This is a genomic window from Mesorhizobium sp. M0227, from assembly GCF_040321855.1.
GTDB lineage: Bacteria > Pseudomonadota > Alphaproteobacteria > Rhizobiales > Rhizobiaceae > Mesorhizobium.
Genome location: NZ_JAMYSJ010000014.1, coordinates 1 through 21,880, shown reverse-complemented (window position 1 = coordinate 21,880; position 21,880 = coordinate 1). Strand labels below are relative to the sequence as shown.

Sequence of the window (21,880 nt, the reverse complement as noted above, 5' to 3'; positions counted from 1 at the left end):
GGGCAGCGACGCAATGCCGGGTTGCCATGGCCGCGCCGCGAAGCGCAACAGTCGAAGGAGTATCATCTTGGCTGTCACCATCACATCCCTCATTCTTTTCCTCATCGGCCTGGCACTCGGCGGCGGCGGCATCCGCCTGGCGATGCTGGGCGGCAGCTGGTACTATGTCGTTGCCGGCCTTGCCTTCCTGATCGCCGCCTGGCTGCTCTACCGGCGCCGGTCCACCGCACTGTGGCTCTACGCGGTGATCGTGCTCGGCACGTTGGCCTGGGCGGTCTGGGAAACCGGCTTCGACTGGTGGGAACTTGGACCGCGCGGCGGCATCATCGTGCTTCTCGCTTTGTGGCTGCTGACGCCGTGGGCGAGGCGGGGTCTTGCCGGCCCTGACGGGCGCGCACCGCTGATCCTTGCCGTGCTGGCCTCGCTGGCCGTCGCCGGTTATTCGATGACATCGGACCCGAAGGACATTGCCGGTGAACTCGGCACCGACAAGGTGGTCGCCAACGCCAATCTCGGCAATGATGTGCCGGCCGGCGAGTGGCACTATTACGGCCGCACGCAGTTCGGCCAGCGCTATTCGCCGCTCGACCAGATCACGCCTGACAATGTCGCCAAGCTGCAGCCGGCGTGGACCTACCAGACCGGCGACGTGAAGGGTCCGGACGATGTCGGCGAGACCACCTATCAGGTGACGCCGCTGAAGATCGGCGACACGCTCTACATCTGCACGCCGCACAATTTCGCCATCGCCATCGATGCCGCGAGCGGCAAGGAGAAATGGCGCTTCGATCCCAAGGTCAAGCTCGACAAGGACCGCCAGCACCAGACCTGCCGCGGCGTGGCCTATTATGCCGATGCCGCCGGCGCCGCCGGGCAGCCCTGTGCGACCCGCGTCTACCTGCCGACCTCGGACGCGCGGCTGATCGCGCTCGACGCCGCCAACGGGCAGGTCTGCCCGGCTTTCGCCGAGGGCGGCACGCTGAACCTTCTGACCAACATGCCCTATCCGAAGTCGGGCTATTACTACTCGACCTCGGCCCCGCTGATATCAGGCGGCAAGATCATTGTCGGCGGCGCGGTCAACGACAATTATTCGACGCAGGAGCCGTCCGGTGTCATCCGCGCCTACGACGCTGCCACCGGCGCGCTGGTGTGGAACTGGGATTCCGGCAATCCGGACCAGACGACGCCGCTGCCGGCCGGCCAGACCTATACCGCCAACTCGCCCAACATGTGGTCGACGCCGAGCGCCGACGAGAAGCTCGGCCTGCTCTACGTGCCGCTCGGCAACCAGACGCCGGACCAGCTCGGCGCCGGGCGCAGTGCCAATGTCGAGAAGTTCTCGTCGTCGATCACCGCGCTCGACCTCAACACCGGTCAGGTGCGATGGGTGCGGCAGACCGTGCACCACGATCTCTGGGACATGGACGTACCGGCACAGCCGAGCCTGATCGACATCACCAAACCCGACGGCACGGTGGTGCCGGCGCTGGTCGGACCGACCAAGCAGGGCGACCTCTATGTGCTCGACCGCCGCACCGGCGAGCCGGTCATTGCGGTCAACGAAGTGCCGGCGCCCGGCGGCGCGATCGAAGGCGACCACACATCACCGACGCAGCCGGTCTCCGATCTCACCTTCATGCCGAAGCCGCTGACCGGCGCCGACATGTGGGGCCTAACCATGTTCGACCAGTTGGCCTGCCGGATCGAATTCCAGGGCCTGCGCTATGAGGGTCGCTATACGCCGCCTTCCGTCCAGGGGTCGCTGATCTACCCCGGCAACTTCGGCACCTTCAACTGGGGCGGCGTCGCCGTCGATCCGGTCCGGCAGGTGCTGTTCGGCATGCCGACCTATCTGGCGTTCAAGTCGCAGTTGATCCCGCGCGATCAGGTGCCGCCGCCGGACGAAGGGCGCGGCAGCGAGCAGGGGCTGAACCGCAACGAGGGCGCGCCCTATGCGGTGGTGATGGGGCCGTTCCTGTCGCCGCTCGGCATTCCTTGCCAGGCGCCGCCCTGGGGCTATGTCGCCGGCGCCGATCTCAGGACCGGCAAGATCGCCTACAAGCACCGCAACGGCACCGTCTACGACATGACGCCGCTGCCGCTGCCGCTGAAGGTCGGCGTGCCCGGCATCGGCGGGCCGATGATCACCGCTGGCGGCGTCGCCTTCCTGGGGGCCGCAGTCGACGACTACCTGCGCGCCTACGACCTGACATCGGGCAAGCAGCTGTGGCAGGCGCGGCTGCCGGCCGGCGGGCAATCGACGCCGATGACCTATACGGTCGCCGACGGCCGCCAGTTCGTGGTCATCGTCGCCGGCGGCCACGGTTCGGTCGGCACCAAGCCTGGGGACTATGTGATGGCCTACGCGCTGCCGAAGGGGTAACGCGATCTTTCAGAGGTCGCGCCGCCCCTCGTCTGTGCCGGTATCTATTCCCCGTATAGTGACGGGGAAAAGTGCCCGACTGGGCGATGAGGGGCGGCAAATCTTCCGATCGGCCCGTTCTCGATCAGCCGATCCCCAGATGACCCTTCAGGCTGGGCACCGAGCCGAGCACCTTGTTGGTCAGGTCGGGGCCGGCGGCGGCTTCGGCCTGCTGGATCAGCGTCGCGCCGGCCTTCTGGATTTGCGCCATATCGAGCCCGGATGCTTTGAGCGCGGCGATGCCGTTGATCAGCGCGCCGACCTTCTCGCCGAGAACGCCGCCAAGCGCGCCCTGCAACGACGACAGAAAACCGCCACCGCCGGCCGGAGCGGCGGCCATGACGTCATATTGATGGGCGAGGTCGTCGGCGCCGGGGATCTTGGCGAAGAACGCCGAGGCGCTTGTGCCTTCCGCCTCGTGTTCGAGCACCGAGAAAATGGTGCCGACGACTTTCTCCGTCGTCGCCTGGTCGAGGCCGGCCTTCTGCGAAACGGTGTTGACGATGTCCTGGACGTTCATAGCGTCACCTCAACCCTGGTTTTTCGTGTTGCGGTTCCGCTCAGCGCGGACCCTGATCAACGATCGTCTGCCTGCGTTCAGAACCATCGAGCACAGGGCCAAAGCGACGGCCGCCGCAAGGACGAGCGCGCTGGCGAGGATCGGGGAAGGCATGGTCATGGTCATCGCTTCCTTCTGGGTTTGACGTGTAGGCACGCGGTCAAGATACCGTCGATAGCCACCTTCCCTCACGATTGTGGCAGCGCCAGCAGGATTTGTCGCCAATGACCAAAAAGTGATGACACGGCCGCGCATGGCACCGGCTTTACTGCCCGGCCGCGGCTGGCTGCATACCCTGAAGCGATCGACGGCCGCGATGAGTGGTCGACTGGATCATGCCGGCTTGGTCCCTATGTAGCTGGGGAATTGAAGCCCGAAGCAGAGGAACTCTTCCATGACGAAACCCGACGCCAAACCCGCCATCACCCAGGCGATGATCGATGCCTATGACGAATATACGCATCTGACGCTCGATCGCCGCCGGTTCATGGAGCAGTTGACCCGGCTTGCCGGATCGGGTGCGGCGGCGGCCGCGATCGCGCCGCTTCTGGCGGCAAATTCGGCGCAAGCGGCTGTTGTCGCCGACAACGATCCGCGGGTGAAGGGCGAGGACATCAGCTATCCCGGCGGCAGCGGCGAAATGAAGGGCTATCTGGTCAAGCCGGTGGACAAGGCGGGCAAGCTCGGCGCGGTGATCGTCGTGCATGAGAACAGGGGGCTCAACCCGCATATCCGCGATGTGACGCGACGCGTGGCGCTGGAGGGGTTCGTGGCGCTGGCGCCGGATTTTCTGTCGCCGCTCGGCGGAACGCCAACCGATGAAGACAAGGCGCGCGACATGTTCGCCAAGCTCGATCCGGCGCAGACCATCGCCGACGGTGTTGCGACCGTCGCTTTCCTCAAGAGCGACAAGGACGGCAACGGCAAGGTCGGCGCCATCGGCTTCTGCTGGGGTGGCGGCACGGTCAATATGCTGGCCGTCAACGCGCCCGATCTCAGTGCCGGCGTTGCCTATTACGGCATGCAGCCGAAGGCCGCCGATATGTCCAAGATCAAGGCGGCCTTGCTGCTGCACTATGGCGGACTGGACGAGCGCATCAATGCCGGCATCGACGCCTTCAAGAAGGAACTCGACGCGGCGCATGTCGAATACACGGTCTATGTCTATGAAGGCGCCAACCATGCCTTCAACAACGACACGTCGGCAGCGCGCTACGACAAGAAGGCGGCCGACCTGGCCTGGGGCAGAACGATCGCCTTCCTCAAGCAGAAACTGGCATAGGGGCGTCCGTCTAATCCGTGTTCGCCGGCTTGTGGAAGGCGACGCCGGCGGCCACAAGCGCAATGCCGAGGCAATCGGTAAAGCTTGGAATCTGGCGCAGCACGACGACGCCGATCAGCGTCGCGGTGACGGGCAGCAGCGACAGCATCAGCGCGAAGCTCGCGCGTGGCAGCCGCGACATGGCGAGCTGGTCGCAGATGTAGGGGATAACCGACGAGCAGATGCCGACGCCGATGGCGGCGAGCAGCAGCGGCGGCGAGAAAAAGGCCGGCAGCGCATCGGTGAAGCCGATCGGCAGCACGACCACGAAAGCGATCGCCATGGCGGCACCCAGGCCGGCAATGCCGCTGCCTGCGCCCGAAGCGGCGACGCGGTGGCCGAGCACGATGTAGCCGACAAACAGCGCGCCGTTGAGGAAGGCCCAGAACAACCCGATGCGATCATCGGACCACTTGACGTCGATGAGCAGCAAGGTGCCGGTCACGGCAACGGCAAGGGCGGCGAGATTGCGCGGGCTCCTGAGGCCGATCGCCGCGACGCCGATGGTGCCGACGAATTCGATCGCCGCCACCAGCGAGATCGGCAGGCGGTCGAGCGCCAGGTAGAACGAACAGTTCATCACCGCCAGACAGGCCCCGAAGGCCAGCAAAAGCAGCCTTGTCGAGCGATCGGCGCGGGCGAAGGTTCGCCATGGGCGGGTCAGGGGTGCGAAGATGAGTGCTGCCGTGGCGATGCGCAGCCACGCCATGCCGAGCACGCCGACATGCGGGAAAAGCAGGACGGCGAATGCCGGCCCGAGATAGTGGAAGACGGCGCTGACGCCGAACCAGACATGCGGCGGCAATTTTTCCGTCAGCCTGCCGACGGTGGAGTTGGCAGGGGCAGGGTCTGCTGTAAGAGCTTGCGTTTGATCATCCATCGGATCAGTATCGCAGGCATATTTGCCGGTTTATATGAGTGATGATGGGCTGGTCTGGCGAGATCTCCCTCGGAAGCAAGGAATTTCCTATGAAGCGCCTTCGAACTGAAAGTGCCGACCTCGATGTCGCGGACATGAAGATCCTGCGTCTGCTGGAGAAGGACGCGCGCACCAGCACGGCGGAGCTGGCACGCTCGGTTGGCCTGTCGGCGCCGAGCGTGGCAGAGCGCATCAAGCGGCTGCAGGAAAGTGGCGTCATCGAGGCCTATTCGGTCAGGATCAACCCGGCGGCACTCGGCCTGCCGCTGTCGGCATGGCTGCGCATCCGGCCGGTGCCGGGGCAACTGGCCGTCGTGGCCGAGATCATCCGCGAACTGCCGGAGATCGTGCAATGCGACCGGGTGACCGGAGAGGATTGTTTCGTCGCGCTGGCGCATGTCGGCTCGGTGGTTGAACTTGAGCGGGTGATCGACCGCATCATCCCCTACGCGATGACCAACACGGCGATTATCCAGTCGTCGCCGGTGGTGGCGCGCTCGGCTCTGGCGGCGTTGCGGCGCCAGGCTTGACGTACAGGGAGAGACCTATGCGTGGCCGCGCTTCATGCGCGCCTGCTTCAGGATGGCGCGCCAGCGGATCATGTCGAACGGGATCGGCTCGTTGTTGTTGGCGATGTGGAAGATCTCGTTGTTGACGTTCTTGAGCGAGCGCCAGAAATCATAGTCGGTGATGCGCGGATCGGCGGCCAGCCTGTCCACCTCGACCTTGATGTCGGTTTTCATGCACTTTCCTCGAACCGGCGCCGCGCCGCCCGTGTGGCTACCTCGATGCGGATCGTTTTCGACCGACCCGCTGAGTCGCGCAACGGCTCAAATGGCTTGTTCCCGTTAAAACCTTGGTAAGGTTAACGTGGCCACGGCGCCGCTTCAAGCGTCGCCGCCGGCCGATGGGAGGGTTCCGCGATTTTAGATTGCCGGTGTGGCTTTGAAGCCGGAAACGAGAAGTATCGGCTTCGCCCTATTTGCGTTTGATGCCGATCGAGCGGCCGGCCCGTTCCGGCATCGGCAGTGCCGAATGGGCGGCGCGCATGGCTTCGACCCTGGCCAGCACATCGGCGGGGAAGGGCGCCACCTTCGGCCCGGACATGTCGACATGCAGCGACAGCGATTCGGACGTCGCGGCCAGCCAGCCGTCGACATGGCGGATTTCCTGATAGGCCCGCAGCCGCTTGTCGTCGTGGTCGATGAGCTGGAATGAGACCGTGACCTTATGCTCGAGGTGCAGCTCCTGCACGTAGCAGACATGGACTTCGGCCGTGTAGATGGTGAGGCGACGATCCCTGGCATAGTTCGGTCCCATGCCCATTGCCTCGAAGGCATCGTCCGAGCAGCGGTCGAACAGCACGTTGTAATAGGCCATGTTGAGATGGCCGTTGTAGTCGATCCAGTCCTTCTCGATGTCCATGGGTTTTGAGACGAAGGGAGTGGGGATGGGCATCGAAACTTCCTTGTTGGACCGAGCGTGGCGGGTAAGACTACGCATCCATAATCGCATAACAAGCGTGGACACTGGTCCATTCGCCGAGGAATTCATGGCTCTGAGCGACCTCAACCCGGTCGAACGCTCGGACCGGCTTGTTAATTTTCTGGCAGAGTGCGACGAGCAACCAACATCGCAAGACCGCCCAGCGGGAAGAAAAACATCATCACTATTTTTCCAACCGCAGCCCAGAAGAGTGTCAAATCATCACCTGCGGTATAGCAAGCAGCATTTAGCCAGCAGTGTTCAGTTTTTGTTTGAAATTCGTCGATACCAAAATAGGCGCTCAGACTCGTAAGAATGCCGAAAATAACACCAGCGAAAGCGGTCAAAGTATTTGGTCTTTTGCGCCCGCCAGCATTGAGTCTTTCGGTTATCTCATTTTTTGGCATAGCGACATAGTATATAAAAATCGAAATAGAAGATATGAAACCTGCAAAAAGAAAGCAAGTTATTATGGATTGAGCTCTGAAGATCGATTTATCGGAAAGAGGCGGTTGAATGGAATTCGCGTATTTGGCAACAACGGGGAAAAGATATGATCCCAGGGCAGATAATATCGAACCTATCTCGCCTATGAAGCCTTGATCGGGCTCGCCGTAGGTAAGCGCGATGGCAAGCGACTCGCCGGACAAGAAAGTGGCAAAGATAAAGACACAAAGATATCCGCCATAACGCCGAGCGAAAGGACCGGGCTTTCGATCAGTGCCCGGGTATGCTCGAGTGCTTAACACAGCGAATAGCCCTATGAAGCCAAAGAAGATGACCGCACCAAACCAGCCGACGCGACTTTGGGTGGCCGCTGTATGCACCGCCCATCCAGGCAAGAGCGCCAGGAAAAAAAGTATGTATCCTGCCAGTACCGAATTTTTCATTTCCGACCCGAGGTCACGGCAACCATTTGACTAGCCGAATGGACATCTATGCGGCAAGTGGCTTAGACCTCCTGCAGAAAAGTTGGGATAGAAAAATATGGCTCTGAGCGACCTCAACCCGGTCGAACGCAACGAGGAAGGCATCGCAGCGGTGCTCGGCATCCTCAAGCAGCAGCTTGGCGAGCGATTCCAGACCGGCCAGGCCATCCGCTCCCAGCACGCCCACACCACCACCTACATCCCGACGCAGGCGCCTGACGGCGTCGCGTTTCCGGAGACGACCGCGGAGGTGCAGGACATCGTGCGCGCCTGTGCCGCGCATCATGTGCCGGTGATCGCCTTTGGCGTCGGCTCCTCGCTGGAGGGTCACACCAACGCACCGGGCGGCGGCATATCGGTCGACACCTCGCGCATGAACCGCATCCTGGCGGTCAATCCGCAGGATCTCGACTGCACGGTCGAACCTGGTGTGACGCGCGAGGATCTGAACCGGCACCTGCGCGACACCGGCCTGTTCTTCCCAATTGATCCGGGCGCCAACGCCTCGCTCGGCGGCATGGCGGCGACGCGGGCGTCCGGCACCAATGCCGTGCGCTACGGCACGATGCGCGAGAACGTGCTGTCACTGACCGCCGTCATGGCCGACGGCGAAACGGTGACCACCGGCAAGCGGGCGAAAAAGAGTTCGGCCGGCTATGATCTGACGCGGCTGCTGGTCGGCTCGGAAGGCACGCTCGGCATCATCACCTCGCTGACCTTGAAGCTGCAAGGCATCCCGCAGGCGATCTCCGGCGGCGTCTGCCCGTTTCCGAGCGTCGAGGCGGCCTGCAATGCTGTCATCGCGACGATCCAGATGGGCATCCCCGTGGCGCGCATCGAACTGGTCAACGCGTTGCAGATGCGGGCGATGAAGAACTATTCGAAGCTCGACTATCCCGAAAGCCCGTGCCTGTTCGTCGAGTTTCACGGCAGCGATGCCGGCGTTGCCGAACAGGCCGAGACCTTTGGCATGATCGCGGAAGAGAATGGCGGCGGGCCGTTCCTGTGGACCAGCGTCGCCGAGGAGCGCACAAAACTGTGGAAGGCCAGGCACGACGCCTACTGGTCGTCGCTGACGTTGCGGCCGGGCGCCAAGGGGCTGTCGACCGATGTCTGCGTGCCGATCTCGCGCTTTGCCGAATGCGTCATGGAAACCGAAGCCGACATAGCGGAGATGGGTCTGATCGCGCCGATCGTCGGCCACGCCGGCGACGGCAATTTTCACGTGCTGGTGCTGATGGATGTCAACGATCCCAAGGAGATCGCATTGTCGGAAAAGTTCGTCTCGCGGCTCAACATGCGGGCGATCGCCATGGACGGCACCTGCACCGGCGAGCACGGCATAGGCCAGGGAAAGATCGGCTTCCTGCGCCATGAACTCGGCCACGGCGTCGACATCATGCGCACGATCAAGCAGGCCCTGGATCCGCTTGATATCATGAACCCGGGCAAGATTTTGCCGGGGGACTAGGCGAGTCCTCCAGCGCAAGGCCGCAGGCGGCTCGTCTTGACCATGCCACCATTTTCGGGCCGAGACTTCGGCGAGCAGCGAGGCCTGAAACAGACAGGCGTGCCAGCGGAGGAAAAGTGTCATGGCGATTTCACGCAAGGAAGAGGCGCGTGCGCTGAGCGCCGACGAACAGGAACTGGTGGAGAAATCGCACCATCCTTCGGTGCAGGAGCTTTCCGACGCCGATGTTGCCGGTCTGGTCAAGCTGTTGCGGGACCGGCGCGACAAGGCGCAGACCGAGGCGCATCGGCGCCGCCGCGAAATGCGGGGCAAGGGAGCGCCGAAAGGTGCTTCGCCCTCAAAGTCCGATGGCGGTTCGCAGGTAAAGCTGGCGGTGCTAGCCATGGCGATGCGGCGGCTGAATGGCGAGGCCGAGCGGCGCCGGCAACTGGCGGCCAGCGTTTCGCTGGTTGGGAATGCGCGCAAGGTGCTGGCCATGAAGCAAAATGCGCCGGCGGACGGTCCCGCGCTCAATTCGCGGACGGCTCACAAGGGCATGCGCGCCGTGGCTAGCAAGCGGGCGCCGAAGCTGGTCCGGCCAGCGGAATTCGGCCGGCAGCGCAAGGCGGGCAAGGTGGCACAAGCGAAGCGCGACGCACGCTGATCTTCGCCGATAGAGGCCGTCAGCCGTTCTTTACCGGGCGGCGGGAACCTTCTCCTGCGCGCCCTCGACAAGCGCCTGCAGCATGGGGCGGGTTGGCGCGAAGAACGTTGTGCCGGTCTGCGGCGTCGAGAAATCGAGCAGGCGGTCGTAGGCGCCCGGCGGGTCGCCGATATACATGCGCTGCAGCATTTTTTCGATGACCCAAAGATATCTGGAATAGCCGATGAAGTAGGTCCCGAACTCGTTTTGTCCGGGCCTGCCGAACGGCATGTTGTCGCGCAATATGTCGTACTCGTTGCCATCGGCATCCTCGATGGTGGCCAGCGACTTGTGTGATTTGCGCGGCGCGTCGTCATCGTCGATTTCGATGTTGTCGATCTTGGTGCGGCCGATGATCGCTTCCTGCTCGGGCGTCGGAATGCGCGCCCAGGCCTGCATGTCGTGCAGATATTTCTGGACGACGACATAGCTGCCGCCAGCGAAGTCGGCGTCTTCATCGCCGACGAGCGCAGAGGCGGGCAAATCGAGGCCGGTCGGGTTGGCCGTGCCGTCGATGAAGCCGAGCAGGTCGCGCGCATCGAAATAGCGAAAGCCGGAAACCTCGTCGACGACGCTCACGCCGTCGCCGAGATTGTCGAGCAGAATGCGCTCGAACTCGAAGCACATGTCGGGGCGTTCGGAGCGGATGTGGAAGAGAAGATCGCCAGCGGTCGAGGGCGCCGAATGAACGGATCCCTTGATCGGCGCAAACGGTTTCAGTTCCAGCGGCCGCCGATCTGGAGAAAGACGATCCCAGAGATCGCGGCCGATGCCGGCAATGCACGAAAGCCGCCCGGAAAGATCGCGGAACCCGACGGTTTTGACGAGATCGTCGAGCCCACCAAGCACGGAGGCCACCTTGGCGAGCGCGGTCTGCTCGCCGGCGACGGTGACGACAAGAAAGACCGCCGAAAGCGACAGCGGAGCGTCGACGCTTTGCGCGTCGATCGGCACGCGATCCCAGTTCTTCCCAGACATCCGAATTCTCCGCTTTGCGAGGATTTGTTTCAGATCATCCGGGATCGCGCAACACTGGATGAATTGCCTCTTTATCGACACGCGGATGCGGGTAGAGTGCGGCAGAATTTCAATCAACCCATTCGGAGCTGATGCTCGCACGCCTGTTCGTGATCTTTGGTGGCCTGTTCGTGCTGGTGCTATGTGCGGCGCTGGTGGTGCCGTATTTTGTCGACTGGACCGGCTACCGCGCCCAATTCGAGCGCGAGGCGAGCGCCATTCTCGGCCGCAAGGTGACCGTGCAGGGCGACGCCACGGCAAGGTTGTTGCCGTTCCCCTCGGTGACCTTCTCGAACGTCGCTGTCGCCGGCGGCCCCAATGGCCAGCCGGCCATGACCGTCGAGACGTTTTCGATGGATGCGGAACTGGCGCCCTTCCTGCGCGGCGAAGTGCTGATCTTCGACATGCGGCTGGTGCGGCCGAAAGCGACCATCGACATCGCCAACAATGGCACGGTCGACTGGGCGATGCGGCCGTCCTCGCCCTTCGACCTCGATCAGATCTCGATCGAGAAGCTGACGGTGACGGAAGGGCAGATCGAACTGCGCCATGCCGCCGGCGGGCGCAGCCATTTGTTTTCCGAGATCAATTCGACCATCTCGGCCAAGTCGCTGGCCGGGCCATGGCGCATGGACGGCACGCTGCGGCTGGACGGGTTGCGCACCGCGGTCACCGCGTCCACCGGCAAGGCTGAAGGCAACGGGCAGATGCGGCTGCGGCTGAAGGCCGATCCGGACGCCTATCCGCTGGTCATCGAAGCCGACGGCAATGCTGGCATTGTCAATGGCGCTGCCGTCTATTCCGGCCAATTCAAAATCTCCGGTGCGGACAAGAACAGCGCCGAGCTGCGCAGCACCGACGGTGAGACGGTGAAGGTTTCCGCCGGCAAGCCCGATCCGGGCTTTCGGCTGAACGGCAAGTTTTCGCTCGACCACCAGAAGTTGGGCGTCGACGAATTCCGCTTCGAGACCGGGCCGCTCGACAACCCCTACACCGCCGATGGCGAGGCTTCTGTCGATCTCGGGCTGAAACCGAGTTTCGCCATCGAGGCCAATGGCGCGCAGGTGCAGTTCGACGAGGCGGTGGGCGCCGAGGCCGGCGCCGGCCTGACGCTGGACCAGCGCATCGCGGCGTTTGAGCAGGCGCTGCTCGACATGCCGAAGCCGACTATCCCCGGCACCGTCGAGGTCAAGCTGCCGGCGGTGGTGGCCGGCGACACCACGGTGCGCGACGTGCATCTTTCCGCCGAGCCGGTCGATGGCGGCTGGTCGGTGAAATCGCTTGCCGCGACCTTGCCCGGCCGCACCACGCTGGAAGCCGATGGCATGCTCGTGCTCAATTTGGAGGGTCATTTCGGCTTCAACGGCTCGCTGCTGCTGGCCGTGGCGCAACCCTCCGGCTTTGCCGCCTGGCTGTCGAAGGATGTCGACGAGGCGATCCGCCGTCTGCCTGCCGCCGGCTTGAAGGCCAAGGTCGACCTCTCGCAGAAGCGCCAGGCCTTCAGCGATCTCGAATTGATCCTGGGCAAGGCTAGGTTTTCCGGCCGCATCGATTCCACCCAGCCCGACGATGCCAAGCCCTCAGTGCTGATGCGTCTCGAAGGGGGCGACCTCGATATCGACGGGCTGGCGGCCTTCGCCTCGATCTTCGTCAGCGACAAGGGGGCCAATCGCTTTGCCGACCGCGACCTCGATTTCCAGATCAAGGCCGGGCCGGTCAATGCCGGAGGGTTGACCGCCGATACGATCGACACGGCGCTCAGGCTGCGCGATGGGCTGCTCGAAATCGACCGGCTGTCGGTGGGCGGACTGGCCGGCGCCTCGATCAGCGCCACCGGCCGGGTCAAGGATTTCCCGGCGAGCCCGACCGGCAAGCTCGATGCATCGGTGGTTGCCGTCGACCTGAAGCCGCTGGTCGACGTCGCCGCCCAGCACTATCCCGACAGTGCCGTGCTGAAAGGGCTGGCGAGCCGTGCCGCTGCCTATCCCGAGCTGTTCCAGGATGCGCGCATCGACCTGGTGGCGAGTGCGGCCGACAATGGCGACGGCACCACGGGGCTGGCGGTGAGCGGGCAAGGCAAGGCGGGCGGCTCGGCCTTTTCCGCATCGCTGTCGGGGAAGGGGGCGGTGGACAAGCTTCTTGAAGCGCCGGTGGCGCTTACCTTCAATGCCAAAAACCCTGACGCCACCACGCTGCTGGCCCTCTACGGCCTGCCGGCGCTGCCGCTCGGCATGCTGGGCGAGGCAAGCACCGATATTCAGGCCAAGGGAACGCTTGGTGGCGGCCTGACGACGAATTTCAGCCTTGCCGGCAACGACTTCAAGGCTGGTTTCGAGGGAACGATCGCCGATACGCCGCAAGGCTTCGCCGCCAAGGGCAAGCTCAGCCTCGACGCCGCCGACATCGAGCCATGGCTGATGACGACAGGTATCGGCCTGCCGGGCATGGGGGCGGGCATGTCGACGTCGCTCTCGGCGCAGGGCGATTATGGCAACGGTCTGCTGGTGCTGGACGAACTCAACGGCGCTATCAACGAAGCGGCGGTGTCCGGCGACGTCAATATCGATGTAAAGGAGGGGGTCGACGGAAAGGCCGGCGTGCCGCATCTGGCCGGGGCGCTGGCGCTCGACGAACTCGACCTCGATCCGATGGCGGTGGCGCTGTTCGGCGATTCCGCCTTTCTTGCCGACAAAGACGGGGCCGACAAGGAAGGGGCAGGCAAGGGTGGCGTGTGGCCGGCGACACCGTTCAGCCAGAAGTCCAACCTGCCGTTCACCGCCGACCTAGACCTGACGACGGCAGCGCTCGCCGCCGGTCGGTTCGCCACCGCGTATGATGCCGCCTTTTCGCTCAAGCTGGACCAGGAAGGCATCCGCGTTTCGGATTTGAAGGCGAAATTGCTGGGCGGGGCGCTCACCGGCCTGTTCGAACTGAAGAACAATGACGGCACCGGCCTGTTCTCTGGCCAGATGAAACTGGCGGGCGCCGATCTGGCGACCGTGCTGCCGGATGCCGGCATCAACGGCATCGGCGACTTCTCGACAGCGCTGTCAAGCAGCGGCAAATCGGTCGAAGGGATGGTGGCCGCCTTATCAGGCTCCGGCACTGCGGCGTTGAAGGGCGTGAAAGTTGCTGGCGTCAATCCAGATGCGTTCAGTGCGTTCCTCGTCAAGGCGGATGCGATCGGGCGTGACATCGATGCGGCCAAGACTGCCGGCTTCGCGCCTGACATCGCCGCTGATGGCAGTCTAGCCGCCAAGGACACCGACATAGCCTTCACGGTTGCCGGCGGCACGCTGCGGGCGCCGCCGGTCAGCCTGGAAAATCCGGCGGCGACCTTGTCCGCCGACGTCACGGCGGATCTCAACGCGGTCACGGTGTCGGCCAAGGGTGCGATCACCTATCGGCCGGGCGACGAGGCGCTGGTCGGCTCCGAGCCGGTCGTGAATTTCACCGCCGAGGGGCCGTTCGGCGCGGTGAAACGAGCATTCGACAGTGAGCCGCTGGCGCAGTTCCTGACCCAACGCGCGCTGGAAAAGGAACAGCAGCGCGTCGAGGCGATGCAGGCCGCGCTGCTCGAAAAGCAGCGGCTTCGGCGCGAGGTCCGCTACTACGCGGCGCTGCAGGATGCTCGCGACAAGGCGGCCGAAGAACTGCGCAAGCAGCAGGAAGCGGCGCGGCTGAAAGCCGAGGCGGACGCCAAGGCAAAGGCGGAAGCGGATGCCCAGGCCAAGGCTGAGGCGGACGCAAAGGCCAAGGCCGATGCCGATGCGAAGGCGGCTGCCGAAAAGCAGGCCGCCGACGAGGCGGCCAAAGCGCAGGCCGAGCAGGAGCGGCAGAAGGCGGAAGAGGCGGTGCGCATCGCGGCGCAGGAAAAGGCAAGGCTCGAGGCCGAGCGCAAGGCCGCGCAGCAGGCTCCCAAGGTGGAGCGTGCCCCGCCACCGGAAGCCAATGACAATCCGCCGCCGGCCAAGCCGAAGTCCAATCCGTTCACGATCGACAATCTGCTGAAGTCGCTGCAGTAGGCAGTAGGGGAGGCCTTTCCGCCCCGAGACCGTTTCAAAGAACGAACAGTTCGGCACCGTCGGTGGTGTAGCGGGCGTGGCGAAAATCGCGGATGGCGGCAAGCCTGCCGTCCTGCCAGGCCAGCAGGATGAAATAGGTGGGGCGCCCTGTTGGGTCATTGGGATCGCGGACGAGGACTGCTGGCCTGTCTTCGACGAAGCCGAGCATAAGATGCCAATCCTGCACGCGGGAATAGTTGCTGAAGTAGGTGGCGACCTCCTTGCGGCCATTCAGCCGCGCCCTGGCCACCAGTTCCAGCCGCACCTCATCGGCCAGCATGTCGCGCACCGCATCGAAGTCGCGGGCGTTGAAGCGGTCGATGTAAGCGTCGAGCAGCAGACGTTGCGCGGCGCTCAGTCTCGGAACAGGACGGTCGTCCGGTTCGTCCGCAAGATTGCGCAGTCGGTGGCGGCCACGATGCAGCGCCGCCTTGATGGCGGGGATGCTGGTATCGAGCGTGGCGCTGATTTCCTGCAGCGAATAGCCCAGAACGTCCATCATGATGACGCTGCTTCGCTGCGTGACGGGAAGGCGCATGAAAGTGTGCAGGCTGGCCGCGGCGGCCTGACGATCGGCGGTGGGATTGGCCGGGTCGACGATCATATCCGGGTCCTCATCGGAAAAGGCCTTTTCGCGGGCTCGCCGGCGCAGAAAGTCGAGCGCAGCATTGTGGGCAATGCGAAACAGCCAGCCCTCCGGGTTGGCGATCGGGCCGGCATCCGGCAGCGCCTCGAACGCCTTGGCCAGGGCTTCCTGCAGCACGTCCTCGCCGTCGATGACCGAGCCGGCCATGCGGGCGCAGTAGCGGTGCAGTTTGGGACGCATTTCGCCGAACAGGCGGTCAAAAGGCTCGCGGATCTCGCCAGGAATGTTCATGCACCTCTGTTTGCCGTTACTGGTCCAGCATCCGGTAGTGGCCCACCACGGTCATTTCCTCGCGCTGCGGACGCTCGATCAAGCGATCCCTGATGCCGCTCTGGAAGGCCTCGAATGCCGCCAGCCCGGTGATGATGTCGGCATGGGCCTCGGTTTCCGTCTCGACCAGATGGACAAAGGTCCCGTCGTCGGACCGCCATGTCATGTAGCGAACACCTTCCGGCGACTTTTCCCGCAGCTCCTGGAACACGGCCTTGACCAGCCGTTCATTCTCATCGGTCCGTTCCGGTTTCGTCTTGTAGCGTATCAGGTGGCGTTTCATCGCGTTTTTTCCTCTTCGTGCCCTGCGCTTTGCGGGCCGCTTACGTCCGAGACGTTGTGGCGAAGCCAAAGGATTCGGGAGGCCGGGAAAATAGTTCGGTGCCGTTTTCGTGCAAGGTCTGGAGCCTTACGCATGGTCCCGATCGAGCAGCCGGCGCAGCATCGGTTCGATGCGTGAAAGCTCGTCGAGATGTGCCGCCGACAGCTCGGCCAGGCAATCGTCGGCGCGCTCGGTCAGTTGCAGCAGCACGCGGCGGTGGTCGTCCTTGTCCTGATTTCTGGCGACCAGCCCTGTTTCGCAAAGGCGGTTGACCAGTTCGACGGCGCTGTGGTGGCGGATGCGCAGGCGTTCCGCGAGATCGCCAACCGTCACCGGGCCGCCGCCGGGGAATCCCTTGATCGCCAGCAGCGCCTGATGCTGGCGCGGGGTCAGGCCGGCGTCTTCCGCCTGGACCTGGCTGAATTCGAGGAAGCGGCGGATCAGGTAGCGAAACTCCGATAGCCGCTGGTAATCGGCTTGGCTGATGGCGGGGCGTGATTTTTGTGGCTGCGACATATCAGACATGTGTTCGTTTTCCGGCGAAAGCTCAAACGGATTTCGGGCGAAACCGGCTTGAATATTTATATCGTGTTACGATACATATCCACCAACAAGCCCGGCTGGCCGCTTCGACCGTGCCGCATCTCAGACGTACGGCGCGCCGCCAGGAAGCAAACTGCCATGAAGACCCCTCACTCGAACCCGGAGCATCTGCGCGATTTCACCACGGATGCCAGGGTGCTGTTCGTCGCCGCCATTGCCGTGGTGGTGGCGACAGCTGGACTGGTTGCCGGCATCGCGCTTTTGAAGCTGATCCGGCTGGCCACCAACATCGCCTATTTTGGCCAGTTCACGCTCGCCGATCTGAAGCTCGAGGACACGCCGCTGGGCTATGCCTCCGTCATCGTCCCTGTGATCGGTGCGCTGATCATCGGCCTGATGGCGCGCTTCGGCAGCGAGAAGATCCGCGGTCACGGCATTCCCGAAGCCATAGAGGCCATCCTGCTCGGGCGTTCCAGACTCGACGCCAAGGTGGCGATCCTGAAGCCGCTGTCGTCGGCGATCTCGATCGGCTCCGGCGGACCGTTCGGCGCCGAGGGCCCGATCATCATGACCGGCGGCGCGATCGGTTCGCTGATCGCGCAGATGCTGCCGGTCAGCGACAACGAACGCAAGACGCTGCTGGTGGCCGGTGCTGCGGCGGGCATGACCACGGTGTTCGGAACCCCGATCGCCGCCATCATGCTTGCGGTCGAACTGCTGCTTTTCGAATGGACTCCGCGCAGCTTCATCCCGGTGGCGGTCGCGGCTGTTATCGCCGAGGTGGAGCGCACCATGCTGCATCTGCCCGGACCGATCTTTCCGTTTCAGGGCGGCATGGAGGTGTCCTTTGTCGGCCTTGCCGGCTGGGTGGCGATCGGCGTTTGTGCAGGACTTTTGTCGGGGCTGCTGACGCAGATGGTCTATGCCTGCGAGGACGGTTTTCAGAAGCTGCCGATCCACTGGATGTGGTGGCCGATGCTTGGCGGACTGGTGGTCGGCATCGGCGGGCTGATCGAGCCGCACGCGCTCGGCGTCGGCTATGACAACATCACTGACATGCTGGACGGCCGCACCGTCGCGACGGCAGCACTCCTCCTGCTGGTGGTGAAGGCGATCATCTGGTCGGTAGCGCTCGGCTCGGGAACGTCGGGAGGTGTGCTGGCGCCGCTGTTGATCATGGGCGGGGCCATGGGCGCTGTGCTCGCCGGCGTTCTGCCTGCCGCGGATCCGGGTTTCTGGGCGCTGCTGGCGATGGCCGCCACCATGGGCGGCACGATGCGTGCGCCGCTGACCGCCACGTTCTTCGCCGTCGAACTGACCGGCAACACGCATATGCTGGTGCCGCTGATTGCTGCCTGCGCTGCGGCGCACGCCGTCACCGTGCTTCTGATGAAGCGATCGATCCTGACCGAAAAGATCGCCAGAAGGGGACATCATCTGGTTCGCGAATACCGCGTCGACCCTTTCGCCCTGACCAGGGTGCGCGAGGTGATGACGTCACAAGTCGAAAGCGTGCCGGCGACGATGACGCTGCATGGCGCGGCAGCGTTCCTGACAGCGCCGGAAACACGGCATCCGAGTTTCCCGGTGGTCGATGAGCGCGGCCATGTGCTGGGCCTCATCGATCCGCCGGCGATATTGCGCTGGAGACGCGCCGGCACGCACCGCACCACCACGCTTGGCGAACTGCTGGCCGGCAGCAAGGTGACGCTGGCCTATCCGGACGAATATCTCGAAGGCCTCTCCGACAAACTGCTGCTGGCCAACGTCTCTCATCTGCCCGTCGTCACTCGCGAAGGCTCGTTGCTGGTCGGCTATGTCGGCTGGAAGGATTTGATGCGCGTGCGGTCCAGGAAACAGGCCGAGGAGCGCGAGCGTTCGACCTTGCTTGGCTTCGGCACCAGACACACGAAAAAGAACGACGCCGTCGAAAGCCTTTAGATTCTCTCTGCGTGCTTCGCCCACTCCAGCACATAGAGCCTCAGCGCCGAGGACAGGTTGGTGTCGCGGGGCCGCGTCTCGTCGACTTCGGCGACAAGCGCAGCGAGCGTCAGCTCCCTGGTCGCCGCGATCGCGACGAGGTCCTCATAGAAGGGCTTTTCAAGCGAGTAGCTGGTGCGGTGACCACGAATGGTCACCGAGCGCTTTTCGACCGCGCTCACTGGTGACAGCTCACTGGTCGTCTTCGGCGCCGGATGGCTCGCGGCGGTGCCCAGCGACGAAGTTTTCGGCCTTGTCGGCGACTATGCGGTCGCGTTGCTTCTCTGCCTTGGAGCGACCGTACAGTGCCCGGTTCTGTTCGGCGACGCGCACTTTCTCGTCCCGCGCCTTCTGCTTGCGAGCCTGGCGGAGATTGACGATGTCAGCCATGGCGTGAACCGCAGGCCTATTTCTTGCGGAAGGCGTCGAGCGAGACCACTTCGGCGCCCTTGGTGCTGGCGTCCGCCGCTGCGGGCTTCTTCTCCGCCTCGGCGGCAGCTGCCTTCTTCTCCGCCTTCGGCTTTTTCTCGGAGACGATGGTCAACGGCTCAGGCGAGGCTGGAGCGGCTGGTTCCTCGGCTGCCGCGCCATCCGTCTTGACGTCGAATTCGAGTTCGAAATTGACCGACGGATCATAGAAGCCGCGTACGGCCGAAAACGGGATTTCGAGCTTTTCCGGCACATCGGAGAAGGACAGGCCAACCTCGAAGCCGGTATCGGTCACCTTCAGGTCCCAATACTGGAACTGAATGACGATGGTCATCTGCTCGGGATAGCGCTCGCGCAGCCGCGAAGACACGCGTACGCCCGGCGCGCCGGTCAGGAAGGTGATGAAGAAGTGGTGGTTGCCGGGGAGGCCGGTGCGCGCGACCTCGGCCAGGACCTTGCGCATGACGCCGCGCAACGCCTCCTGGGCCAGAATGTCGTAGCGGATGTGGTCGTCGGCCATGTGGCGGTCGGGTTCCGTTGAATCGTCCGCATAGCTGTAATCAAGCTTGAGGGCGGCGTAAACCGCATATAGATCACCCTCGCGCGGAAGCGAAGACTATTGCCAGCGATTTGATCGCTCAGGCGCTGGCGAGCGCGCTTTGCTTTTCGGACGATGCCGCGGACCGGCGCTTGCCGAAGGCGCGCAGGAATGTGCGCACGCCATTGGTCGCGGATTGCAGCACCTCGTCCTCGCGCGGCGAGCCGCCAAGCATGAAGGTGGTCTGCAGTTCGGCATTGACGAGGCCAAGGAACTGGCGTGCCGCCACATCCGGGTCCTCGATCGTGAGATAGCCGCCATAGGCGAGGCGGGCCAAGCGGGCGGCGATTGCCGGCCATGTTCTGCCCGGTCCCTGTTCGCGCCATTCGGCAAACAGTTCGGGATAGCGCTCGCCTTCGGTCTGGATCAGCTTGCGCAGGAATTTTCCGTCGCGGTTGCAGATGCAATTCTGGTTCAAGCGCACGGCAAAGCCGATCAGATCGGCTTCGAGATCCTTGGGCTGGTCGGGGAAGGTGGCAATGGTGGCGAAGATGCCGGCATTGCAGCGTTCGGTGAGGTCGCGGACCACGGCGACGAACAGTTTCTGCTTGTCGCCATGATGGTTGTAGATCGTCTGGCGCGAAACGCCGGCTTCGGCCGCGATCAGATCGATGTTGGCGCCGGCGAAACCTTCGCGGCAAAACACGGCAGCCGCGGAATCGACGATCGAGAGGCGCTTGGCCTCATGGCCGCGTGGCGGGAAAATGTCAGGAGAAACGTGCAGCTTCATAAAAAACTATATAGAGGTGATTGACGATTTAGACAAGAGTGTCTAAATTTGTGGACACAAGATAAAGAGATTTCGCGTGAGAGAGACGGATAGAATTCGCTCTCGAGCTGTCGGAAGCTCACGGGATGGAACGTCCTAGGTTAGACGTCGCCTAGCGGCGGCAACCAGATTTGAAAGAGCCTTTATCATGAGTCCCAAATTCCTCCGCATCGCGGTCGTGCTCGGCTTGTTGTCCGCCATCGGCCCGTTCGCCATCGACATGTATCTGCCCGCGCTGCCGTCGATCGGCGCGGATCTGCATGCCAGCACCGCTGCGGTGCAGATGAGCCTGTTGATCTTCTTCCTGTCGATGGGGTTTGGCCAGATCGTCGTCGGGCCGATTTCCGACATGATCGGCCGCAAGCTGCCGCTTTATGGCGGTCTTGCGCTGTTCATGGTTGGCGGCATCGGTTCGGCAATGGCGCCGACCATCGAATGGCTGATCGCTTTCCGTTTCCTGCAAGGGCTTGGCGCCAGCGCCGGCATGGCCGTTCCGCGCGCCATCGTGCGCGACCTGCACACCGGTAATGAGGCCGCCAAGCTGATGTCCTTGCTGATGCTGGTGTTCTCGGTGTCGCCGATCCTGGCGCCGCTGACCGGCAGCGTGATCATCGAGAATTTCGGCTGGCGCGCCGTGTTCTGGACGGTGACGGGCGCGGCTCTGCTGGCCACCATCCTTCTGGCGACTTCGCTCAAGGAGACGCGGCCGGTGGAAGATCGCGCCGGGTCCTCCTTCGGCACCGCGCTGTCGGCCTACCGCTTCCTGATGGGTGATCGCAACTTCCTCGGTCTGACGGCGATCGCCGGCTTCGGCATTGCCAGCTTCTTCGTCTATCTGTCGAGTTCGTCGTTCATCCTGATCGACCATTACGGGCTGTCGCCTTCGGTCTACAGCGTGTTCTTCTCGATCAACGCGGTCGCCTTCATCGGCATGTCGCAGATGACGGGGCTGCTGGCCGAGCGCTTCGGCCTGAGGCGCGTGGTGCGCGTCGCGGTGACCGGCTATGCGACGACGATGGTGGTGCTGTTCGCGGTGATGGCGACGGGCATCGACCGGCTCGATATGATGGCGGCGCTGCTGTTCGTCGGCTACGGCTTTCTCGGCCTAGTCATTCCGACCACCTCGGTGCTGGCCATGGAAGAACATGGCGAGATTGCCGGCACCGCTTCAGCGCTGATGGGCACGCTGCATTTCGCCATCGGCGCACTCGCCATGGGTGTCGCCGGCGTGTTCTTCGACGGTACGCCGCTGCCGATGGTGGCCGGGATCACGCTGTGTGCGGTGATTTCCTTCACGCTGGCCAAGATCACGCTCGGCCGCTCGCGCGAGGTTGCCGAGGCACCGGCGGAATAAGCAACCAAAACAAATGAAAAAAGCCCCGTTTTGAACTGACCCCCGAAAGTTGGACACAACCTTCGGGGGTTTTGCATGTCCAAATACAGCGAGAGTT

21 protein-coding genes are annotated in these 21,880 nt (G+C 63.5%); 8 read left to right on the top strand and 13 right to left on the bottom strand.

The window, feature by feature from the left end:
* The first annotated feature begins 67 nt into the window (after positions 1–67).
* Entirely contained in the window at positions 68–2,386 is a 2,319-nt protein-coding gene (locus tag NKJ00_RS19710) for a glucose/quinate/shikimate family membrane-bound PQQ-dependent dehydrogenase (protein ID WP_352611240.1), read from the top strand.
* A gap of 124 nt (positions 2,387–2,510) precedes the next feature.
* On the opposite strand, the gene NKJ00_RS19705 is transcribed toward NKJ00_RS19710, so the two are convergent.
* On the bottom strand, positions 2,511–2,945 hold the full coding sequence (locus NKJ00_RS19705) for a hypothetical protein (protein WP_352611238.1): 435 nt from the start codon (positions 2,943–2,945) through the stop codon (positions 2,511–2,513).
* A 433-nt stretch (positions 2,946–3,378) separates the two neighbouring features.
* Between NKJ00_RS19705 and NKJ00_RS19700 the strand changes: the two genes are divergently transcribed.
* Complete coding sequence (locus tag NKJ00_RS19700; protein ID WP_128303523.1) at positions 3,379–4,266, top strand: dienelactone hydrolase family protein; 888 nt, start codon at positions 3,379–3,381, stop codon at positions 4,264–4,266.
* A gap of 10 nt (positions 4,267–4,276) precedes the next feature.
* On the opposite strand, the gene NKJ00_RS19695 is transcribed toward NKJ00_RS19700, so the two are convergent.
* Entirely contained in the window at positions 4,277–5,185 is a 909-nt protein-coding gene (locus tag NKJ00_RS19695; RefSeq protein WP_352611237.1) for an EamA family transporter, read from the bottom strand.
* A gap of 89 nt (positions 5,186–5,274) precedes the next feature.
* Between NKJ00_RS19695 and NKJ00_RS19690 the strand changes: the two genes are divergently transcribed.
* Positions 5,275–5,754 (top strand): Lrp/AsnC family transcriptional regulator, encoded by a 480-nt coding sequence (locus NKJ00_RS19690; RefSeq protein WP_128303525.1) that lies wholly within the window; start codon positions 5,275–5,277, stop codon positions 5,752–5,754.
* 15 nt (positions 5,755–5,769) lie between these two features.
* On the opposite strand, the gene NKJ00_RS19685 is transcribed toward NKJ00_RS19690, so the two are convergent.
* The 3 genes from NKJ00_RS19685 to NKJ00_RS19675 form a co-directional block, all read right to left on the bottom strand.
* Positions 5,770–5,967, bottom strand: a complete 198-nt coding sequence (locus NKJ00_RS19685) for a hypothetical protein (RefSeq protein WP_013531006.1) — start codon at positions 5,965–5,967, stop codon at positions 5,770–5,772.
* A gap of 235 nt (positions 5,968–6,202) precedes the next feature.
* Positions 6,203–6,682, bottom strand: coding sequence for a thioesterase family protein (locus NKJ00_RS19680; protein WP_023813101.1), 480 nt, complete (start codon positions 6,680–6,682; stop codon positions 6,203–6,205).
* A gap of 140 nt (positions 6,683–6,822) precedes the next feature.
* The gene (locus NKJ00_RS19675) at positions 6,823–7,599 is read right to left on the bottom strand and encodes a hypothetical protein (RefSeq protein ID WP_128303526.1); all 777 of its coding nucleotides are present in this window, start codon (positions 7,597–7,599) and stop codon (positions 6,823–6,825) included.
* Between the two features lie 97 nt (positions 7,600–7,696).
* Here NKJ00_RS19675 and NKJ00_RS19670 point away from each other — a divergent pair, with 97 nt between their 5' ends.
* Together NKJ00_RS19670 and NKJ00_RS19665 are read left to right on the top strand one after the other, a co-directional pair.
* The gene (locus tag NKJ00_RS19670; protein WP_128303527.1) at positions 7,697–9,109 is read left to right on the top strand and encodes an FAD-binding oxidoreductase; all 1,413 of its coding nucleotides are present in this window, start codon (positions 7,697–7,699) and stop codon (positions 9,107–9,109) included.
* A gap of 121 nt (positions 9,110–9,230) precedes the next feature.
* Positions 9,231–9,752, top strand: coding sequence for a hypothetical protein (locus NKJ00_RS19665; RefSeq protein ID WP_128303528.1), 522 nt, complete (start codon positions 9,231–9,233; stop codon positions 9,750–9,752).
* Between the two features lie 30 nt (positions 9,753–9,782).
* Here NKJ00_RS19665 and NKJ00_RS19660 read toward each other — a convergent pair whose 3' ends face one another.
* Positions 9,783–10,769, bottom strand: a complete 987-nt coding sequence (locus NKJ00_RS19660; RefSeq protein WP_352611233.1) for a Dyp-type peroxidase — start codon at positions 10,767–10,769, stop codon at positions 9,783–9,785.
* 131 nt (positions 10,770–10,900) lie between these two features.
* Here NKJ00_RS19660 and NKJ00_RS19655 point away from each other — a divergent pair, with 131 nt between their 5' ends.
* Positions 10,901–14,833, top strand: a complete 3,933-nt coding sequence (locus tag NKJ00_RS19655; protein ID WP_352630860.1) for an AsmA family protein — start codon at positions 10,901–10,903, stop codon at positions 14,831–14,833.
* Between the two features lie 34 nt (positions 14,834–14,867).
* Here the strand turns inward: NKJ00_RS19655 and NKJ00_RS19650 are convergent, their stop codons facing one another.
* The 3 genes from NKJ00_RS19650 to NKJ00_RS19640 form a co-directional block, all read right to left on the bottom strand.
* On the bottom strand, positions 14,868–15,749 hold the full coding sequence (locus tag NKJ00_RS19650; protein WP_128303531.1) for an RNA polymerase sigma factor: 882 nt from the start codon (positions 15,747–15,749) through the stop codon (positions 14,868–14,870).
* A gap of 16 nt (positions 15,750–15,765) precedes the next feature.
* Positions 15,766–16,071 carry a hypothetical protein gene (locus NKJ00_RS19645; protein ID WP_128303532.1) on the bottom strand — a complete coding sequence of 102 codons (306 nt, stop codon included), beginning with the start codon at positions 16,069–16,071 and terminating at the stop codon, positions 15,766–15,768.
* 126 nt (positions 16,072–16,197) lie between these two features.
* Entirely contained in the window at positions 16,198–16,635 is a 438-nt protein-coding gene (locus NKJ00_RS19640) for a MarR family winged helix-turn-helix transcriptional regulator (protein WP_352611230.1), read from the bottom strand.
* Between the two features lie 156 nt (positions 16,636–16,791).
* On the opposite strand from NKJ00_RS19640, the gene NKJ00_RS19635 reads away from it, so the two are divergent.
* The gene (locus tag NKJ00_RS19635; RefSeq protein ID WP_023813095.1) at positions 16,792–18,594 is read left to right on the top strand and encodes a chloride channel protein; all 1,803 of its coding nucleotides are present in this window, start codon (positions 16,792–16,794) and stop codon (positions 18,592–18,594) included.
* On the opposite strand, the gene NKJ00_RS19630 is transcribed toward NKJ00_RS19635, so the two are convergent.
* The 4 genes from NKJ00_RS19630 to NKJ00_RS19615 all read right to left on the bottom strand — a co-directional run bounded on the left by NKJ00_RS19630 (position 18,591) and on the right by NKJ00_RS19615 (position 20,390).
* Complete coding sequence (locus NKJ00_RS19630) at positions 18,591–18,815, bottom strand: ribbon-helix-helix domain-containing protein (RefSeq protein WP_128306086.1); 225 nt, start codon at positions 18,813–18,815, stop codon at positions 18,591–18,593. The genes NKJ00_RS19635 and NKJ00_RS19630 overlap by 4 nt on opposite strands.
* 10 nt (positions 18,816–18,825) lie before the next feature.
* Positions 18,826–19,023, bottom strand: coding sequence for a DUF4169 family protein (locus NKJ00_RS19625; protein WP_127260259.1), 198 nt, complete (start codon positions 19,021–19,023; stop codon positions 18,826–18,828).
* 16 nt (positions 19,024–19,039) lie between these two features.
* On the bottom strand, positions 19,040–19,582 hold the full coding sequence (locus NKJ00_RS19620) for an SspB family protein (protein WP_128306087.1): 543 nt from the start codon (positions 19,580–19,582) through the stop codon (positions 19,040–19,042).
* 118 nt (positions 19,583–19,700) lie between these two features.
* Positions 19,701–20,390 carry a TetR/AcrR family transcriptional regulator gene (locus NKJ00_RS19615; protein ID WP_128306088.1) on the bottom strand — a complete coding sequence of 230 codons (690 nt, stop codon included), beginning with the start codon at positions 20,388–20,390 and terminating at the stop codon, positions 19,701–19,703.
* Between the two features lie 187 nt (positions 20,391–20,577).
* Between NKJ00_RS19615 and NKJ00_RS19610 the strand changes: the two genes are divergently transcribed.
* Positions 20,578–21,783: a multidrug effflux MFS transporter gene (locus tag NKJ00_RS19610; protein WP_352611229.1), complete on the top strand. Its 1,206-nt coding sequence runs from the start codon at positions 20,578–20,580 to the stop codon at positions 21,781–21,783.
* Positions 21,784–21,880: the final 97 nt, after the last annotated feature.

Coding starts and splice junctions, on each gene's coding strand:
- NKJ00_RS19615 (WP_128306088.1), bottom strand. CDS start 20,390: ATGAAGCTGCACGTTTCTCCTGACATTTTCCCGCCACGCGGCCATGAG.
- NKJ00_RS19700 (WP_128303523.1), top strand. CDS start 3,379: ATGACGAAACCCGACGCCAAACCCGCCATCACCCAGGCGATGATCGAT.
- NKJ00_RS19705 (WP_352611238.1), bottom strand. CDS start 2,945: ATGAACGTCCAGGACATCGTCAACACCGTTTCGCAGAAGGCCGGCCTC.
- NKJ00_RS19625 (WP_127260259.1), bottom strand. CDS start 19,023: ATGGCTGACATCGTCAATCTCCGCCAGGCTCGCAAGCAGAAGGCGCGG.
- NKJ00_RS19665 (WP_128303528.1), top strand. CDS start 9,231: ATGGCGATTTCACGCAAGGAAGAGGCGCGTGCGCTGAGCGCCGACGAA.
- NKJ00_RS19655 (WP_352630860.1), top strand. CDS start 10,901: ATGCTCGCACGCCTGTTCGTGATCTTTGGTGGCCTGTTCGTGCTGGTG.
- NKJ00_RS19610 (WP_352611229.1), top strand. CDS start 20,578: ATGAGTCCCAAATTCCTCCGCATCGCGGTCGTGCTCGGCTTGTTGTCC.
- NKJ00_RS19690 (WP_128303525.1), top strand. CDS start 5,275: ATGAAGCGCCTTCGAACTGAAAGTGCCGACCTCGATGTCGCGGACATG.
- NKJ00_RS19620 (WP_128306087.1), bottom strand. CDS start 19,582: ATGGCCGACGACCACATCCGCTACGACATTCTGGCCCAGGAGGCGTTG.
- NKJ00_RS19685 (WP_013531006.1), bottom strand. CDS start 5,967: ATGAAAACCGACATCAAGGTCGAGGTGGACAGGCTGGCCGCCGATCCG.
- NKJ00_RS19635 (WP_023813095.1), top strand. CDS start 16,792: ATGAAGACCCCTCACTCGAACCCGGAGCATCTGCGCGATTTCACCACG.
- NKJ00_RS19650 (WP_128303531.1), bottom strand. CDS start 15,749: ATGAACATTCCTGGCGAGATCCGCGAGCCTTTTGACCGCCTGTTCGGC.
- NKJ00_RS19645 (WP_128303532.1), bottom strand. CDS start 16,071: ATGAAACGCCACCTGATACGCTACAAGACGAAACCGGAACGGACCGAT.
- NKJ00_RS19680 (WP_023813101.1), bottom strand. CDS start 6,682: ATGCCCATCCCCACTCCCTTCGTCTCAAAACCCATGGACATCGAGAAG.
- NKJ00_RS19640 (WP_352611230.1), bottom strand. CDS start 16,635: ATGTCTGATATGTCGCAGCCACAAAAATCACGCCCCGCCATCAGCCAA.
- NKJ00_RS19660 (WP_352611233.1), bottom strand. CDS start 10,769: ATGTCTGGGAAGAACTGGGATCGCGTGCCGATCGACGCGCAAAGCGTC.
- NKJ00_RS19695 (WP_352611237.1), bottom strand. CDS start 5,185: ATGGATGATCAAACGCAAGCTCTTACAGCAGACCCTGCCCCTGCCAAC.
- NKJ00_RS19675 (WP_128303526.1), bottom strand. CDS start 7,599: ATGAAAAATTCGGTACTGGCAGGATACATACTTTTTTTCCTGGCGCTC.
- NKJ00_RS19670 (WP_128303527.1), top strand. CDS start 7,697: ATGGCTCTGAGCGACCTCAACCCGGTCGAACGCAACGAGGAAGGCATC.